Origin of the sequence: Kitasatospora sp. NPDC093558 (assembly GCF_040683475.1) — a bacterium.
GTDB lineage: Bacteria > Actinomycetota > Actinomycetes > Streptomycetales > Streptomycetaceae > Kitasatospora.
The window spans coordinates 1-14,603 of sequence record NZ_JBFBDY010000140.1; the positions used below are offsets into that span (position 1 = coordinate 1).

Annotated in this window: 15 protein-coding genes; 8 read left to right on the forward strand and 7 right to left on the reverse strand. The window is 72.9% G+C overall.

What is annotated here, in order from left to right; translation table 11 throughout:
* The coding region (locus tag AB0O00_RS16230; protein WP_363652218.1) for an Lrp/AsnC family transcriptional regulator at positions 1-704 on the forward strand (704 nt) is incomplete at its 5' end.
* A gap of 25 nt (positions 705-729) precedes the next feature.
* Here the strand turns inward: AB0O00_RS16230 and AB0O00_RS16235 are convergent.
* Positions 730-1,212: a DUF2269 family protein gene (locus tag AB0O00_RS16235; RefSeq protein ID WP_363652220.1), complete on the reverse strand. Its 483-nt coding sequence runs from the start codon at positions 1,210-1,212 to the stop codon at positions 730-732.
* Positions 1,213-1,321: 109 nt separating this feature from the next.
* A complete protein-coding gene (locus tag AB0O00_RS16240) occupies positions 1,322-2,041 on the reverse strand; it encodes a 4'-phosphopantetheinyl transferase superfamily protein (protein ID WP_363652222.1) in 720 nt (239 codons plus the stop codon).
* A 295-nt stretch (positions 2,042-2,336) separates the two neighbouring features.
* Between AB0O00_RS16240 and AB0O00_RS16245 the strand changes: the two genes are divergently transcribed.
* Positions 2,337-3,764: a choice-of-anchor A family protein gene (locus AB0O00_RS16245; RefSeq protein WP_363652224.1), complete on the forward strand. Its 1,428-nt coding sequence runs from the start codon at positions 2,337-2,339 to the stop codon at positions 3,762-3,764.
* 183 nt (positions 3,765-3,947) lie between these two features.
* On the opposite strand, the gene AB0O00_RS16250 is transcribed toward AB0O00_RS16245, so the two are convergent.
* From AB0O00_RS16250 to AB0O00_RS16260, 3 genes are all read right to left on the reverse strand, one after another.
* The gene (locus AB0O00_RS16250; RefSeq protein ID WP_363652226.1) at positions 3,948-4,445 is read right to left on the reverse strand and encodes a hypothetical protein; all 498 of its coding nucleotides are present in this window, start codon (positions 4,443-4,445) and stop codon (positions 3,948-3,950) included.
* Between the two features lie 132 nt (positions 4,446-4,577).
* Positions 4,578-5,828, reverse strand: coding sequence for a kynureninase (kynU, locus tag AB0O00_RS16255; protein ID WP_363652228.1), 1,251 nt, complete (start codon positions 5,826-5,828; stop codon positions 4,578-4,580).
* A gap of 14 nt (positions 5,829-5,842) precedes the next feature.
* Entirely contained in the window at positions 5,843-6,673 is an 831-nt protein-coding gene (locus AB0O00_RS16260) for a tryptophan 2,3-dioxygenase family protein (RefSeq protein ID WP_363652230.1), read from the reverse strand.
* A gap of 229 nt (positions 6,674-6,902) precedes the next feature.
* Here AB0O00_RS16260 and AB0O00_RS16265 point away from each other — a divergent pair, with 229 nt between their 5' ends.
* Positions 6,903-7,337: an Lrp/AsnC family transcriptional regulator gene (locus AB0O00_RS16265; protein ID WP_363652232.1), complete on the forward strand. Its 435-nt coding sequence runs from the start codon at positions 6,903-6,905 to the stop codon at positions 7,335-7,337.
* A gap of 63 nt (positions 7,338-7,400) precedes the next feature.
* Positions 7,401-7,940, forward strand: coding sequence for an NADPH-dependent FMN reductase (locus AB0O00_RS16270; protein WP_363652233.1), 540 nt, complete (start codon positions 7,401-7,403; stop codon positions 7,938-7,940).
* Between the two features lie 70 nt (positions 7,941-8,010).
* Here the strand turns inward: AB0O00_RS16270 and AB0O00_RS16275 are convergent, their stop codons facing one another.
* Positions 8,011-8,640 carry a MarC family protein gene (locus AB0O00_RS16275; protein WP_363652235.1) on the reverse strand — a complete coding sequence of 210 codons (630 nt, stop codon included), beginning with the start codon at positions 8,638-8,640 and terminating at the stop codon, positions 8,011-8,013.
* Positions 8,641-8,789: 149 nt separating this feature from the next.
* Between AB0O00_RS16275 and AB0O00_RS16280 the strand changes: the two genes are divergently transcribed.
* The 3 genes from AB0O00_RS16280 to AB0O00_RS16290 all read left to right on the forward strand — a co-directional run bounded on the left by AB0O00_RS16280 (position 8,790) and on the right by AB0O00_RS16290 (position 12,270).
* On the forward strand, positions 8,790-9,350 hold the full coding sequence (locus AB0O00_RS16280; RefSeq protein WP_363652237.1) for a DoxX family protein: 561 nt from the start codon (positions 8,790-8,792) through the stop codon (positions 9,348-9,350).
* A 154-nt stretch (positions 9,351-9,504) separates the two neighbouring features.
* Complete coding sequence (locus tag AB0O00_RS16285) at positions 9,505-10,116, forward strand: hypothetical protein (RefSeq protein WP_363652239.1); 612 nt, start codon at positions 9,505-9,507, stop codon at positions 10,114-10,116.
* A gap of 324 nt (positions 10,117-10,440) precedes the next feature.
* Positions 10,441-12,270 carry a glycosyl hydrolase family 18 protein gene (locus tag AB0O00_RS16290; RefSeq protein ID WP_363652241.1) on the forward strand — a complete coding sequence of 610 codons (1,830 nt, stop codon included), beginning with the start codon at positions 10,441-10,443 and terminating at the stop codon, positions 12,268-12,270.
* A 236-nt stretch (positions 12,271-12,506) separates the two neighbouring features.
* On the opposite strand, the gene AB0O00_RS16295 is transcribed toward AB0O00_RS16290, so the two are convergent.
* The gene (locus AB0O00_RS16295; protein ID WP_363652243.1) at positions 12,507-13,067 is read right to left on the reverse strand and encodes a MarR family transcriptional regulator; all 561 of its coding nucleotides are present in this window, start codon (positions 13,065-13,067) and stop codon (positions 12,507-12,509) included.
* A 160-nt stretch (positions 13,068-13,227) separates the two neighbouring features.
* On the opposite strand from AB0O00_RS16295, the gene AB0O00_RS16300 reads away from it, so the two are divergent.
* Positions 13,228-14,535, forward strand: coding sequence for an MFS transporter (locus AB0O00_RS16300; RefSeq protein WP_363652245.1), 1,308 nt, complete (start codon positions 13,228-13,230; stop codon positions 14,533-14,535).
* Positions 14,536-14,603: the final 68 nt, after the last annotated feature.

Sequence of the window (14,603 nt, forward strand, 5' to 3'; positions counted from 1 at the left end):
GCCCGGACGTCCCCTTCGTCGACGTGATGCTCGGCGGCCAGGAGATCGGCGCCGTCATGCTGAGCGACGCCGGCGCCCGCGACCGCCTGCTGTACGGGCAGCTGCCCGCGACCGCCGCCGTCGCCGAGACCACCACCCACGCCGTCCTGCACGCCTTCGCCGACGCCGGGCAGTGGCAGGCCGGGTACCTCGACGCGGACGAGACCGCCGCGCTCGCCCGGCCCGCCGTGCCGCGCCCGCGGACGCCCCCGCCGCTGGACGAGCTGGACCGCGCCCTGCTGCACCGGCTCACCGAGGACGCCCGGCAGCCGCACGCCGCCCTCGCCGCGGCCGTCGGCGCACCCGAGTCGACCGTCCGCCGCCGCCTGCACCGCCTCGACGAGGCCGGGCTGCTGCACACGCACGCCACCGTCGACCCCTGGCTGCTCGGCCTGGCCGTGGACGCCAACCTCTGGCTGGACGTGCCGCCCGGCCGGCTCGCCGCGACGGGCGCGGCCCTGGCCCGGCACCCGCAGGTGCACGGGGTGCTCGCGACCAGCGGGCCGACGAACCTGATGGCCGCGGTGTTCTGCCCGGACCACGCCGGGCTCTACCGGTTCGTCACGGACACCCTCGGCCCGCTCGGGGTGACGCGCGCCGAGACGGCGATCGTCGCGCGCGCGGTCAAGCGGGCCGGTGTCCCCCTCCGGCGCCTGGGAACCTAGGGCGCCTGGGAACCTAGCGCGTGGGTCAGACGCCGGTGCTCGACCCCGGCCGGATGACCATCAGCACCACGACGACCGCCCACAGGAGGTTGAAAACGCCGGCCGTCATCGGCAGCGTCTTCAGCCCCTTCACGGCCTTCTCGCGCTGCTCGTCCCCGGTTTCCGGGGCGAGCGCGTCGACGGCGGCCTGCTGGCCGGGCAGCACGAAGAGGAGCAGCGAGAGCGCGGCGACCGCGGTCAGCACCATCGAGACGATCAGCCAGGACTGCCCGATCACGTCCATCACCTGGGCAAGCCCGATGCCCAGCACCGGCACGGCCACCCCCAGCAGCGCGTAGACCTGGGTGATCCGGTGCAGGATCCGCAGCACCCCGGCGTCGGCGGCCCGGTCGGGCCCGCCCGCCAGCGCCGCCTTCGCACGGCGCGGGAACATGCTGACGGCCACCGCGACCGGGCCTATGAACAGGACCGACGCGAGGACGTGCAGGCTCAGCAGGAACTTGGCCATGGCGGGGACACCCTTAATCCGGCGGTGGGCAGCGATTCGGCGGGGCGTCCGCGGTCCGGCGCCCGACCAGGCACGCTAACACCGCTTACCCCGGCGCCCACCGCGCGGGTCAGCCCCCGGCCGTCAGCTCCACGACCTGCGGTTCGGCTGTGCTGACCGCCGCCACCGCCGCGCCGTGCACCGGGTCCGTCCAGTCGAGGAAGTGCAGGTCCCGGTAGTGGCTGCGCAGCGGTCCGTGCGCCGGGACGGCCAGCGGCAGGGCGGAGAGGTCGACCGACGCCAGCGTGTCCATGGTCGTCCGTCCGATCTTGATCAGCGACTCCTTGCGCACCCACAGCCGCAGGAAGGCCAGGTTCGGCTCGGCGGCCGCCTGGACCAGGGCCAGCTCGGCCGGGGTGAGCACCCGCTGCGCGACCTCGTTCAGGGAGCGCCCGCGCGCGGCGAGCTCGACGTCGACGCCGACGGTTTCGAAGCCGGCCGCCGCGGCGACCACGCCCCGGGTGTGCGAGAGGCTCACGTGCACGTCCGGGTGGTCCGGGAGGAACGGCTTGCCGTGGTCGGCCCGGCCGCAGTCCGGGCACTGCTGGGCGAGGACGAGGCCGTCGGCCGGGACGCCGAGCAGCCGGGCGGCGCAGAGCCGGACGAGGAGGTGGCCGGCGGTGAAGTCGGCCCGCCCGGTCTCCGTCCGGAAGCGCGCCGCGCGCTGCCGTTCGAGGTCGGTGAGCAGGTGCTCGCCCACCTCCGGCCGGCGCAGGACGGCCTCGGCGGAGGCGACGGCGACGAGCGGGGCGGGCCGGTCCTGGCGCCGGTCGTGGTCCTCGGGGGTCATGTCCCCAACCTAGGCCATGGGCCCGCACCCCGGGGCCCGTCCGACCCGCTCGGCCGTTCGACGGAGACCCGGGTCGGATCTGAGAGTGCATAGGGTGTGAATCGTCCGCTTTGCGGTTGGATGTCCCGGATCTGTGGGATCGATGGGAAATCAACGGAAGGCGGCAGGCCGAGCGACCTGCCCTTCTTCATGTGCGGATTCATGTGCGGAGGAAGTGTCGATGGGTCAGGGCACCGGTACGCCGGATCACAGGACGACCACCGTGGAGCGGCCGCGGCCCCGCGGACGCAGGGCCGTGCGGATCGCCGTCGCCACCGCCTTCGCCGCGGTGCCGATGGCCGCCGTGCTGACGGTCGGTTCGGCCGCGCCGCTGGCGCCGCCGCTGGGCGCCTGCACCGGGCCCGACTGCCCGTCCACCTGGCCGGCGCCGAACAACGGCGACTTCACCGGCCGTGATGCCACGATCAACGTCTTCGCCGGCGGCGACTACACCGTCAACGGGCGCGCCGCCGAGGCCGAGGGCAAGATCGTCACGCTGGGGAACCTGACCATCGACAAGAACGGCGGCGGCGTCTTCAACATGGGCGTCGTCGGCGTAGGCTCGCGCGTCGTGCCGCCCAACGGCAGCGACTTCGTGACCGTCGGCGGCAACGTCGACGTGAAGAGCGGCAATTCGATCCTGATCGGCGGCAGCGACTCCCATGGCCCGGCGTTCGGGAACCTGCGCCACGCCGGCAGCGTCACCGGCACCGTCAGCATCGACCCCACCGGCAGTTCGATCCAGGACCCGAACGCGGCGGCGCCGTACCAGACGGTGCTGACGCAGATCGAGGAGATCTCGGACTGCGTCGGGCGGGCCGCCGCGACGGGCACCGTCGACGTCTCCTCCAGCCAGGCCACCTTCACCGGCGATGGGACCAGCACGAAGCAGGTCTTCAACGTCACCCGGAACCTCACCGGGCCCAGCGGCGGCCAGATCGGCCTGGTCTTCAACAACGTCCCGGCCGGGGCCACCGTCGTGGTGAACATGCTCGGGGACAACCCGGTCATCAACACCTACACCGGCACCGGTCTGGCCGGGGACCAGACCACCGACATGCGCTCGAAGCTGATGTACAACTTCCCGACCGCGACCACGGCCCAGCTCCTCGGCAGCGCCCAGTTCCAGGGATCCGTCCTGGCGGGCAACCCGGGCGGGACGACGACCATCGCCGAGCCGGGCATGAACGGCCGGGTGTACGTCGCGGGCAACCTGATCCAGACCGGCACCGGCGGCTACGAGATCCACAGCTACCCGTTCGACGGGGACCTGCCGGACTGCCGGACGACGCCGAGCCCGTCGCCGTCCAACTCACCGTCCAACTCGCCGTCCCCGTCGCCCTCGCCGTCCCCCTCCCCGACGTCGCCGACGCACTCTCCGTCGCCGTCCCCGACGGCCCCGACCTCCACGGACCACGCTCCGACGCCGCCGTCCCCGACCGCGAGCACCACGTCGCCGTCGGCCACCACCACCTCGCCCTCGCCGAGTTCGTCCACCTCGGGCCCGGTTCCGACCAGCTCGCACCCGACCGGACACGAGTCCAGCCACCACCACGGCGGCGGTGAGCTGCCGTCGACGGGCACGGGCAACGCCCCCGTCGTCCTCGGCGCCGCCGGCGTCGGCCTGCTCGCCCTGGGCGGCCTCGCCGTCCTGGCCGCCCGCCGCCGAGGCCGCCACGGCTAACCGCCTTACGGCCAACCGCCTTTTGGCCAACCGCCTTTCGGCCAACCGCCTTTCAGCCAACCGCCTCACGGCACCACGGGCCGCCCGGTCATCCGCGACCGGGCGGCCCGAGCCGTGTCACCGTCCGTGCAGCGCGAAAAGGCCCCTCGCGGGAGGGCGAGGGGCCTGCCACCGGCCGTGTGGTCAGCGTTCCGCGAAGAACCGGTCCACCGTGCCGCGCCGGGCGGCGACCGCGGCCACCGACTCGCCGACCACCCGGCCGGCCAGGTCGACGGCGAACTCGCCGACGTCGTCCCGCAGTCGGGCCGCCGACAGCTCCCGGTCGGAAGCGAGCCGGGCGTGGGCGGCGGCGACCAGCCGGTCGCGGTCCCGGAGGGCCTCCTCGCGGGCCGTCGCGATGGCCGCCGCCCCCTGCTCCGCGTACTCCTGGCGGATCCGCGAGGCCTCGTGCCGGGCGTCCGCGAGCTGCTGCCGGACGGCGTCGTGCACGGCCTCCGCCTCGGCGCGGACGGCTTCGGCCCGCTCGGCGCGGCCCTCGGTCGCCTCCCACCGCTCGGCACGGACCCGCTCGATCCTCGGGATGATGCCGCGCCCCAGGGCGCCCACCATCAGGAAGAGCAGGGCGAGTCCGAGGGCCAACTGGCCGGGATCCGGCTGGAGCGGGCCGAGTTCGAGTTTCATGTGACCTCCCCTGTGTTCCGACGAACGGTCACAGGGGAGCTTCCCCACAGGGGTTGAGCACGGAACTTTACCCGGGCATGACCTTCGTCACTGCTCCGGTCGGGTCACCTCGCCGCGGTCATGTCACCTCGGTCAGGTCACCTCGCCGCGGCGGGAGAACCGCTCCTGCCGCCACTCGCCGCTCTCCAGCACCTCGGCCAACTGCCGTGCCGCGTCCCAGACATCGGTGTGGGACAGGTAGAGCGGGGTGAACCCGAAGCGCATCAGGTCCGGCGCGCGGAAGTCCCCGATCACGCCGCGCGCGATCAGCGCCTGCACCACCGGGTAGCCGTCCGAGAACCGTAGCGCGACCTGGCTGCCGCGCCGGGCGTGCTCGCGCGGGGTCGCCACCTCGATCCCGTCCAGGCCCTCGACCAGCGCGATGAACAGGTCGGTCAGCGCGAGGCTCTTCGCCCGCACGGCCGCCAGGTCGGCGCGCTCCCACACGTCCAGGCTGGCGCCCAGCGCGGCCTGGCCGAGCAGCGAGGGTGAGCTGCACAGGTACCGCCCGATGCCCGCCTTGGGGTCGTACCCGGGCTCGAACGCGAACGGTCGCGCGTGGCCGAACCAGCCGCTCAGCGGCTGCAGCGGGCCGGCCGCCAGCTGTCGCTCGGCGACGTACAGGAAGGCCGGCGCACCCGGGCCGCCGTTGAGGTACTTGTAGGTGCAGCCGATCGCGAAGTCCACGCCCGCGGCGCCGAGTTCGACCGGCAGGGCGCCCACCGAGTGGCACACGTCCCAGATCATCAGCGCGCCCGCGGCCTGCACGCGCGCGGTGATGCCGGCCATGTCGAGCAGCTCGCCGGTGCGGTAGTCCACGTGCGACAGGACGACCGCGGCGACGTCCCCGTCGAGGTGCGCGTCGAGCTCCTCCGGCCGGATCAGCACGCTGCGCGCGCCCTCGACCAGACCGGTCACGCCCTCGGCGATGTACAGGTCGGTCGGGAACGCCTCGCCGTCGCCGAGCACCGTGCCACGCCCCGGGCGCAGCCGCAGTGCCGCGGTGAGCACCTTGAACAGGTTCAGCGACGTGGTGTCGCAGACCACGACCTCGTCGGCGCCTGCCCCGATCAGCGGCGCGATCCGGCGGCCGAGCGCGTACGGCTGCTCGAACCAGCCGGCGTCGTTCCAGCTGCGGATCAGGTCGCGGCCCCACTCCTCCTCGACCACCTGGCGCACCCGCTCGGGCGTGCGCACCGGGAGCGCGCCCAGCGAGTTCCCGTCCAGGTAGATCACCCCGTCCGGCAGCGCGAACTCCTTGCGGAACGCCGCCAGCGGGTCGACGGCGTCCAGCTCCGCGCACTCCTCGCGCGTGAGCGCACCCGTGATCTTGCCCGTGCCCATGTCCTGCCCCTCGCTCACATCTCGTCCCGGATGGACCACAGTTCCGGGAACACGTCCTGGTCGGCCGACTTGCGCAGCCAGGTCAGCCCGCTGGAGCCGCCCGAGCCGGGCTTGCCGCCCATCGTCCGCCGGACCGCGTTCAGGTGGCGCTGGCGCCACCGGGTGACCCGCTCGGCGACGTCCAGCAGCGCCTCGGCGAGCGGCTGGAGGTCGGCGTACTCCGGCTCGGTGTACACCCGGCGCCAGGCCGCCGCGACCTCCGCGGAGGCGTGGTGGCGCTGCTCGGACGGCAGGTGCTGGACGGCCAGGCCCCGGCGGGCGAGCACGGCCAGCGCGTCGTCGTACAGGCTGGGCGCGCGCAGCGCCTCGGCCAGCTCGTCACGCGTCCGCGGCGCGTCCGCGTACATGTTCAGCAGCGCGGGGTTCTTGTTGCCGAGCAGGAACTCCAGCTGCAGGAAGGCCGAGGACTGGAAGCCCGAGGCCTCGCCGAACAGCGCGCGGAAGGAGTTGAACTCCTCCGGCGTCATGGTGGCGAGGAGGTCCCACGACTCGATCAGCACGTCCTGGGCGTGCGTGCCGCGCCGCAGGGCGGCCAGCGCCGACGGCAGGTCGTCCTCGCGCAGCGCCTGCTGGGCGAGCGTCCACTCGTGCCGCAGCAGGCCGAACAGCAGCTCCATCACCTGCGTGGTGACGATGAACGACATCTCCGCCGGCGCCTTGCTGAGGGGGTGCTGCAGCGAGTGCAGCTCCGCCAGGCGCGCGTAGCGGGCGTACGGGGTGCCCCGACCCGGCTCCCCGCCCCCGACGAACGAAAGGCTGGGTGTCTCCACCGTGTCGTGCCCCATCCCGATCCCTCCTGAACGTCCGGGCACCGCGGCCCGGGCCCGGTGACCAGACGGACGGCCTGGTTCCACCGGGGGACCCCATTGTGCGGCGGTGCCCGCCCCGGTTTGAATGGCCGCCGGGCACCGCAACGGCCCCTCGGGCTGTTGTTCGCGAGGCGTTGCGACGATTCCCTTTACGATCGACAAGACCGCCGATTTCGGACACTTTCCCACCACTCCGGGAGGCGCCATGGACGCCGTCGACCGCCGCCTGCTGGCCGAGCTCCAGGCCGACGCCAGGCTCTCGTACAACGAACTCTCCCGCCGGGTGAGCCTGTCCGCACCCGCGGTGGCCGAGCGGGTCCGCCGCCTGGAGACGGATGGCGTGATCGCCGGCTACCACGCGCACGTGGACCTCACGCGCGCCGGGCTGCCGATCACCGCGCTGGTCCAGATCCAGTGCTACGGGCCGCGCTGCGTGCTGCGCGACCCGGAGGTGGCGACCTGGCCCGAGGTCCTCCAGCTGCACCGGGTCACCGGCGGGGCCTGCTGCGTGCTGCTGGTCGCGGTGCCCACGATGGCCGAGTTCGAGCGGCTCTGCGACCGGCTCGGCACCTACGGCCAGCCGTCGAGCTCGATGATCCTCTCCAGCCCGGTGCCCTGGCGGACGGTGGTCGTGCCGTGAGGCCCGTGACCACCGGGAAGTCCCGTTGCCCGGCCGAGGGTTCCGGCGGGTAGGTTCCTCGGCATGACGAACGAGCGTCACATCCTGCTGCTGACCGGAAGCCTCCGCGCCGGGTCCTCCAACGAGACGGTGCTGCGCACGGCCGCCGCCCTCGCCGCCGAGGCCCCGGGCCTGCGCGCCACCTACTACGACGGGCTGGCCGCGCTGCCGCACTTCAACCCCGACCACGACACCGACCCCCTGCCGGAGGCGGTGACCGGGCTGCGCGCGGCGATCGAGGGCGCCGACGCGCTGCTGATCTGCACCCCGGAGTACGCGGGCACGCTGCCCGGCTCGTTCAAGAACCTGCTGGACTGGACGGTCGGCGGGGTCGAGGTCTCCGACAAGCCCGCCGCCTGGATCAACTGCGCCGGCCCCGGCCGGGGCGAGGGCGCCGTCGCCACCCTGCGGACCGTCCTCGGCTACACCGGCGCGGCCATCGTGGACGAGGCCTGCGCCCGGATCCCGCTGGACCGCCAGGCGGTCGGCGCGGACGGCCTGGTCGCCGACCCGCTGGTGCGGGAGAGGATCGGCGAGGTGCTGGCCCGCCTGGCCGCCGCCTGACGCGTGAGCGGCCTGGCCGGGCGCCCGGTTCAGTGACCGGTTCCGTGCCCAAAAAAGCTCAGTGCCCGGCTCAGTGCCCCGCGAGCATGGTCACGCCCAGCCCGGTCAGGCCGTTCAGGAACAGCTCCACGCCCACCGCCGCGAGCAGCAGTCCGAGGAGCCGGGACAGCACCTCCAGCGAGGTGCGATGGGTGCGCCGCATCAACGGCGCGAGCACCGCCACGGCGACGTAGTTGATCACCACGACGGCCACGTACGCCCCGGCGACGGTCGCCCGCCAGCCCCAGTCGTCCTTGGTGAGCGAGGCGACCAGGACGGCGCTGACGGCGAGCGGGCTGGCGATGTACGGCAGCAGGAGCTCACGGAAGCCGTCCAGCATCGGATTCGGCAGGTGGTCGTCGTCCCCGCCCTCGCCGAGGTGCATCCCGAAGACCAGCGCCACGGCGTAGACGAAGAAGATCGTCCCGCCGGCGAGCTGCAGCGACTGGTCGCTGATGTGGAACAGCGTCGTGACCTCGTCCGCGCTGAAGCCGAGCACCAGACCGATCACGGCCGAGACGAGCGTGCTCCAGGCGGCGAGCCGCCGCAGGTCCCGGGTGCTCCGGGTGGGGGCCAGCCGGGCGAACGACAGCAGCACCTTCGGCGGTCCGACGACGGCGAAGAAGGTGATGAAGGCGCTGGACAGGTTGAAGACGAACATCCGCTCAGCATGACCGCGGCGGCGGGCCGGGGCGGCGGTCCATTCCCGGTCGGCGGCGGATTCGCCCGGATGGCGGTCCCGGCTCGAACGGGTGCGCGCTCTCGGGTCCCATGGACGGAGGACCACCACCGCGGGAACGAGGTTGCGACATGTGTCTGAACCGTAGGGACCTGGGCCTGCTGGCCCTGCGCGGCGCGGTCGGCGGGGTGCTGATCGCGCACGGCACCCAGAAGCTGTTCGGCTGGTTCGGTGGCGGCGGCCTGGAGGGCACCACCAAGGCGATGGAGCACATGGGCTTCCACCCGGCCAGGGAGAGCGCGATCGCGGCCGGCCTCGGCGAGGCGGGCGGCGGCGCGCTGCTGGTGGCCGGCCTGGCCACGCCGGCGGCCGGCGCGGTGGTGGCCGGGACGATGGCCGGCGCCGTGGCGGTGCACGCCCCGGCCGGCTTCTTCGTGATGTCCGGCGGCTACGAGTACCCGGCCTTCCTCGGCGCGACCGGGCTGGCCCTGGGCCTGGCCGGCCCCGGCCGGTACTCGCTCGACCACGTGACCGGCCACGCCTTCGACCGGCCGTGGATCGGCGTGCTGGCCTTCGTGGCGAGCGCCGCGTCCGCGTACGGCGTGGTGGCCAGGCGCCGGCACGTCGTACGGCTGCGCGAGGAGCGGGCGGCGGTGGAGGCGGACGAGCAGGAGGGCTCGGGCCTGTCCTGAAGCCGGGCCTGTCCTGACGCCGGCGGGGCGGTCCGTCCGACTCACCCGGAGGCATCACCCCGCTGGCGGCTGCGCCCGGGGCCTCGGAGGGTGGGCCGGGAGGCGTGCCGGGCAGCCCGAGCGCCGGAGGACACCAGAAGGGACGGGACCGCCCATGGACCGCCAGCCGCTCGCCCGGGCCACCCGCAGGGTCACCGCGCGGCAGCCCGACACCCCGCTGCTGCGCCGCCAACGCCGGGCCGTGGCAGGGGTGTTGGCGGCCGTGGTGGCCGGCGCGGCGGTCCTCGCGGGGTGCTCCTCGGGCAAGAGCCCGGGCAGCGTCGCGTCCTCGGCCGCCGGCGAGATCGAGCAGGGCGTCTCGGCCGCCGCATCCGCCGCCTCGGCGCTGGCCTCGGCGGCCGGCGGGGCCGGTGCGCTGCTCTCCTCGGCGGAGGCGCAGGCCTCGGCGGCGTTCTCGGCGGCCTCGTCCGCCGTGGCGGGGATCAAGGGCGGGCTGGACGCGAAGGCCGACGTCGCGGTGGGCGCGGTCACGGTCGGTGCGGACGGCACGGCGCAGGCGCAGCTGACGGTGACCAACCACGGGCAGCAGTCGTACCGGTACGTCGTCCAGGTCGACTTCACGGACGGATCCGGCCAGTTGCAGGACGCGACGGCGGTGACCCTGGACGACGTGGCCGCCGGGCAGAGCGCCCAGGCCACCGCGAAGAGCAACCGGGACTTGTCCGGAACGGTCAAGGCGGTCGTGGCGAACGCCGTCCGCTACTAGGGAGGGGCCTTTCCGCAGGTGGCCGGAGGTGCCGGTGGGGAGAGTCGGTGGGGAGACGAACCTTAAGGGCGGCTCAAGGCCCGACGGCCCCTCTTGACGGGCGAGTTGGTCTAGTCCATTTTTATTGCCCAGGTGCAGGGAGCCCCTGAACCGGCGTCAGTGGCCCTGTGGTCACCGGCGCCGGTTCGGCACATCCCGGTGTCCGTCACGGCCTGATCCCGCTCGATTCCCTTCCTTGATCTGTCATGCCCCGGTCGTCCGGCCCCACCCCGGACGGCGTCCCCGGAGCGGACGGATACCCCCACACCCAGGAGTCACGCACCCATGCTGCGCTCACGCATTGAAAGGGCCGGGACCCCGGCTCAGGAAGGCGTCCGCCGTCGGCGCCCGAAGAGCCTGGCCGCGATCGCGGCCGGCACCACCGCCGCCCTGCTGCTCGGCGCGGGCCTCGCCCTCTCCGGTGGCGGCGCGGCCAACGCCGCGACCACCAACTCCACCGGCGCGCCCGCCACCAGCGGCGGCATCAAGGTCGCCTACTTCGACCAGTGGTCGATCTACGCGAACGGGTACTACCCGAAGACGATCCAGGACACCGGCGTGGCCGGGAAGCTGGACTACCTGATCTACGACTTCGCCAACATCCACCCGACCGACCTGGGGTGTTTCGAGGCCACCAAGGCCGCGGACACGAACGACAACAACCCCAACGCGGGTGACGGTGCGGGCGACGCGTTCGCCGACTACCAGAAGAGCTTCGGCGCGGACATCTCGGTCGACGGCGTCGGCGACGTCTGGAACCAGCCGATCGCGGGCAACTTCAACCAGCTGAAGAAGCTGAAGGCGAAGAACCCGAAGCTCAAGGTCCTGATCTCGCTGGGCGGTTGGACCTACTCCAAGTACTTCTCGGCGGCGGCCGCCACGGACGCCTCGCGCAAGCACCTGGTCTCCTCCTGCCTCGACATGTTCATCAAGGGCAACCTGCCGACCGACGCCGGCTTCGGCGGCGCGGGCTCGGCGGCCGGCGTCTTCGACGGCGTCGACATCGACTGGGAGTACCCGGGCGGCGGCGGTCACACCGGCAACATCTCCAGCCCGGCCGACAAGCAGAACTTCACCCTGCTGCTGCAGGAGTTCCGCAACCAGCTGGACGCGCAGGGCAAGGCCGACAACAAGACCTACGCCCTGTCGGCGGCGGTCGGCGCCGGCCAGGACAAGATCATGAACGTCGAGACCGACAAGATCGGCCAGTACCTCACGTTCCTCGACGTCATGACCTACGACATGCACGGCGGCTGGGACGCCCAGGGCCCGACCAACCACCAGGCCCCGCTCTACTCCGGCCCGAACGACCCGATGACCCCGGCCAAGCCGGGCCACGGCAAGTACTCGATCGACAACGCCGTCAAGGCGTGGACGGCCGGCGACCCGGACTACGGCATCCCCGGCGGCTTCCCCGCCAACAAGATCAACATGGGTGTGCCGTTCTACTACCGCGGCTGGACCGGCGTCCCGAACAACGGCCAGAACGGCCTGTTCCAGCCCGCCGCCAACCCCGCCGCCGGCGCCGCGATGTCCGGCAACGTCCCCGGCATCCAGATGTACAAGGAGCTCACGGGCTTCGTCGACAACCCGTCCAAGACCTTCTGGGACGACGCCGCGAAGGCCACGTACTTCTACGACGGCACCACCTTCTGGAGCGGTGAGGACGCCCGGTCGATCCAGGCCAAGCTCGACTACGCCCACTGCAACGGCCTCGGCGGCTCCTTCGCCTTCTCGCTGTACGACCTGGGGACCAACACCTCCCTGTTCGACACGATGGTGAACGCCACCAACGGCTCGGCCGCGGCCTGCCCGGCCCCGCCGTCCCCGACCGCCACCGCGACGGCCACCAACACCGGGACGCCGACCCCGACCGCCACCGCGACCGCGACTGCCACGGCCACCGCGACCGCCACCGCTACGGCGACCTCCACCCCGACCGCCCCGGCCACCTGCTCGGCCGCCCCGAGCTGGGACCCGAACACCACCTACGCGGCCGGCGGCACCAAGGTCTCCTGGAAGGGCCACTACTACACCAACAAGTGGTGGACCAAGGGCGAGGATCCGACCCAGAGCGGCCAGTGGGGCGTCTGGGCCGACAACGGCCCCTGCTGACGCCCGGGCCCTGACACCACTGCGTCGACCGTCAGGGCGCGACCCGAAGAGTGGCTGAGGGCCTGACGGACCCTCGCACCGAATGACGTCCGGCCCGCCGGGGGAGACCATCCCCCCGGCGGGCCGGAGCCATGTCCGGGGCCGTGTCCGGGGCGATGTCCGGAGCCTGCGGCCCCGGAGCCGTGCCCGGGGCCTGCGGCCCCGGAGCCGTGTCCGGAGCCTGCCGGCCCGCAGGACTACGCGAGGTCCGCGGCGCGTCCGGGCGCGTCCGGGCGGCTCTCCTCGATCCGCCGCAGCATCCGCGCCAACAGCGCCGACAGCACGGCCCGCTCCTCGCCCACGATGTCCTGGAGCAGCTCCTCCTCGAACACCGCCGCCATCCGCATCGACTCCAGCCACTTGTCGCGGCCGTTCTCGGTCAGCTCGATGATGACCCGCACGCGGTTGGACTCGTCCCGCTCCCGGGTGACGAGGTCCTCGGCGACCATCCGGTCGATCCGGTGCGTCATCGCCGCCGGGGTGAGTCCGAGCCGCTTGGCCAGCTCGCCGGGGCCGAGCCGGTAGGGGCTGCCGGACACCACCAGTGCCTTGAGCACCTCCCACTCCGCGGACGTGATCCCCAGCACAGTCAGCTGCCGGTCGTAGGCCACCCCCATCCGCCGCGAGACCCGGTTCAGGGTCTGCACGATGGTCTCCACCTGCGGGTCCACCGTGGGGAACTCCCGCTGGTAGACGGCCACCTGCTCGGCGATGCCGAGCTCCTTGGGCTTGGCCGGAGCGGGCTTGTCCGTAGTCATGCGGACCAGTGTCGCACGGGGGCGTGCATCTCTTAAGCCTTTGACTCCACACTCTTCTGGTGCTAAGACTTTATCTCGTCAAACTTTAGCTCTGAAATCTTCTGGACTTAAGAGTATCCAGTCGAATCTCCAAGAAGGGGTGTGCACGGTGACCGGCACGGTGAAGCAGCAGAGGCAGCAGCGACGCGGGGCGGGCGGCCCGCTGCGCCGCGTCCAGATCGGCAACGCGCTCAGCGCGTTCGGCAGCGGGTTCACGATGCCGTACATGTTCGTGTACGTGGACCAGGTGCGCGGGCTGGGTTCGCTGGCGGCCGGGATGGTGTTCACCGTCTTCGCGCTCGCGGCGCTCGCCGTCCTGCCGTTCACCGGCCGCGGCATCGACAAGTACGGTCCCCGGCCCGTCCTGCTGGCCGGCACCGCGCTCGCCGCCACCGGCGCGTTCGCCTTCGGGCACGCCACCGGCACCCCCGCCCTGCTGGTCTCCTCGTTCCTGTTCGGCGCGGGCGTCACGACCTGCCAGCCGGCGCTCGCCACGATGATCGTCCGCTGCTCGACCGCGGCGACCAGGGCGCACGCCTTCGCGCTGCAGTTCACCCTGGTCAACCTGGGCATGGGCATCGGCGCGCTGGTCGGCGGACAGATCGTGAACGTGGCCGACCCGGCCAGCCTCACCCGGCTGTTCACGATCGAGGCGGCGACCTTCCTCGGCCTCGCCCTGGTCACCGGCACCGCCCAGGCTTCCAAGGGGTACAGCCCCAAGGTGCACCTGACCGCCGTCCACGAGAAGACCGAGGGCCCGACCGGCCTGCGCGCCCTCGTCGCGGACAAGGCGATGCTGCGGCTCTGCGTCCTCGCCGGGCTGATCTTCTTCACCTGCTACGGCCAGTTCGAGTCCGGCGTCGCGGCCTTCGCCACCGACACCGTCGGCACCGCGCCCTCCACCCTGGGCTTCGCGATCGGCGCCAACGCGCTGACCATCGTCGTCCTGCAGATGTTCATGGTGCGGATCACCGCGCGCCGCCGCCGCACCACCGCCATGGCCGCGGCCGGCCTGGTCTGGCTCGGCGCCTGGACGATGGCCCTCGTGGCCGGCCTGATCCGGACCGAGACCATGGCCGCCACGGTCGCGATCGTCTCGATCTACGCCCTGTTCGGCGTCGGCGAGTCGCTGCTCGCGCCCACCATGGGCCCGATCGTCGCCGACCTCGCCCCGGCCCGGCTGCTCGGCACCTACAACGCCGGCTACGCCCTGGTGAAGCAGATCGCCATCGCGGTCGGCCCGGCCGTCGGCGTGCTGCTGGTCGGCTCCGGCACCTGGCCGCTCTACCTCGCGGCCATGGCGGGCTCCACGCTGCTGATCGTCGCCCTGGCCCTGCGGCTGCGTCCGCACCTCACGCCGGAGCAGGACAACGCGGCCCCGGCCGTCGTCCACGCGATCCCCGTCCGGGAGCTCCAGACGGCCGCGTAGCGGATCGTGGGGCCGGGGGCCCCCCGGGGGCCAGGGGGGCGGCCCGCGCGCCGTGGGTTAAAACCCAC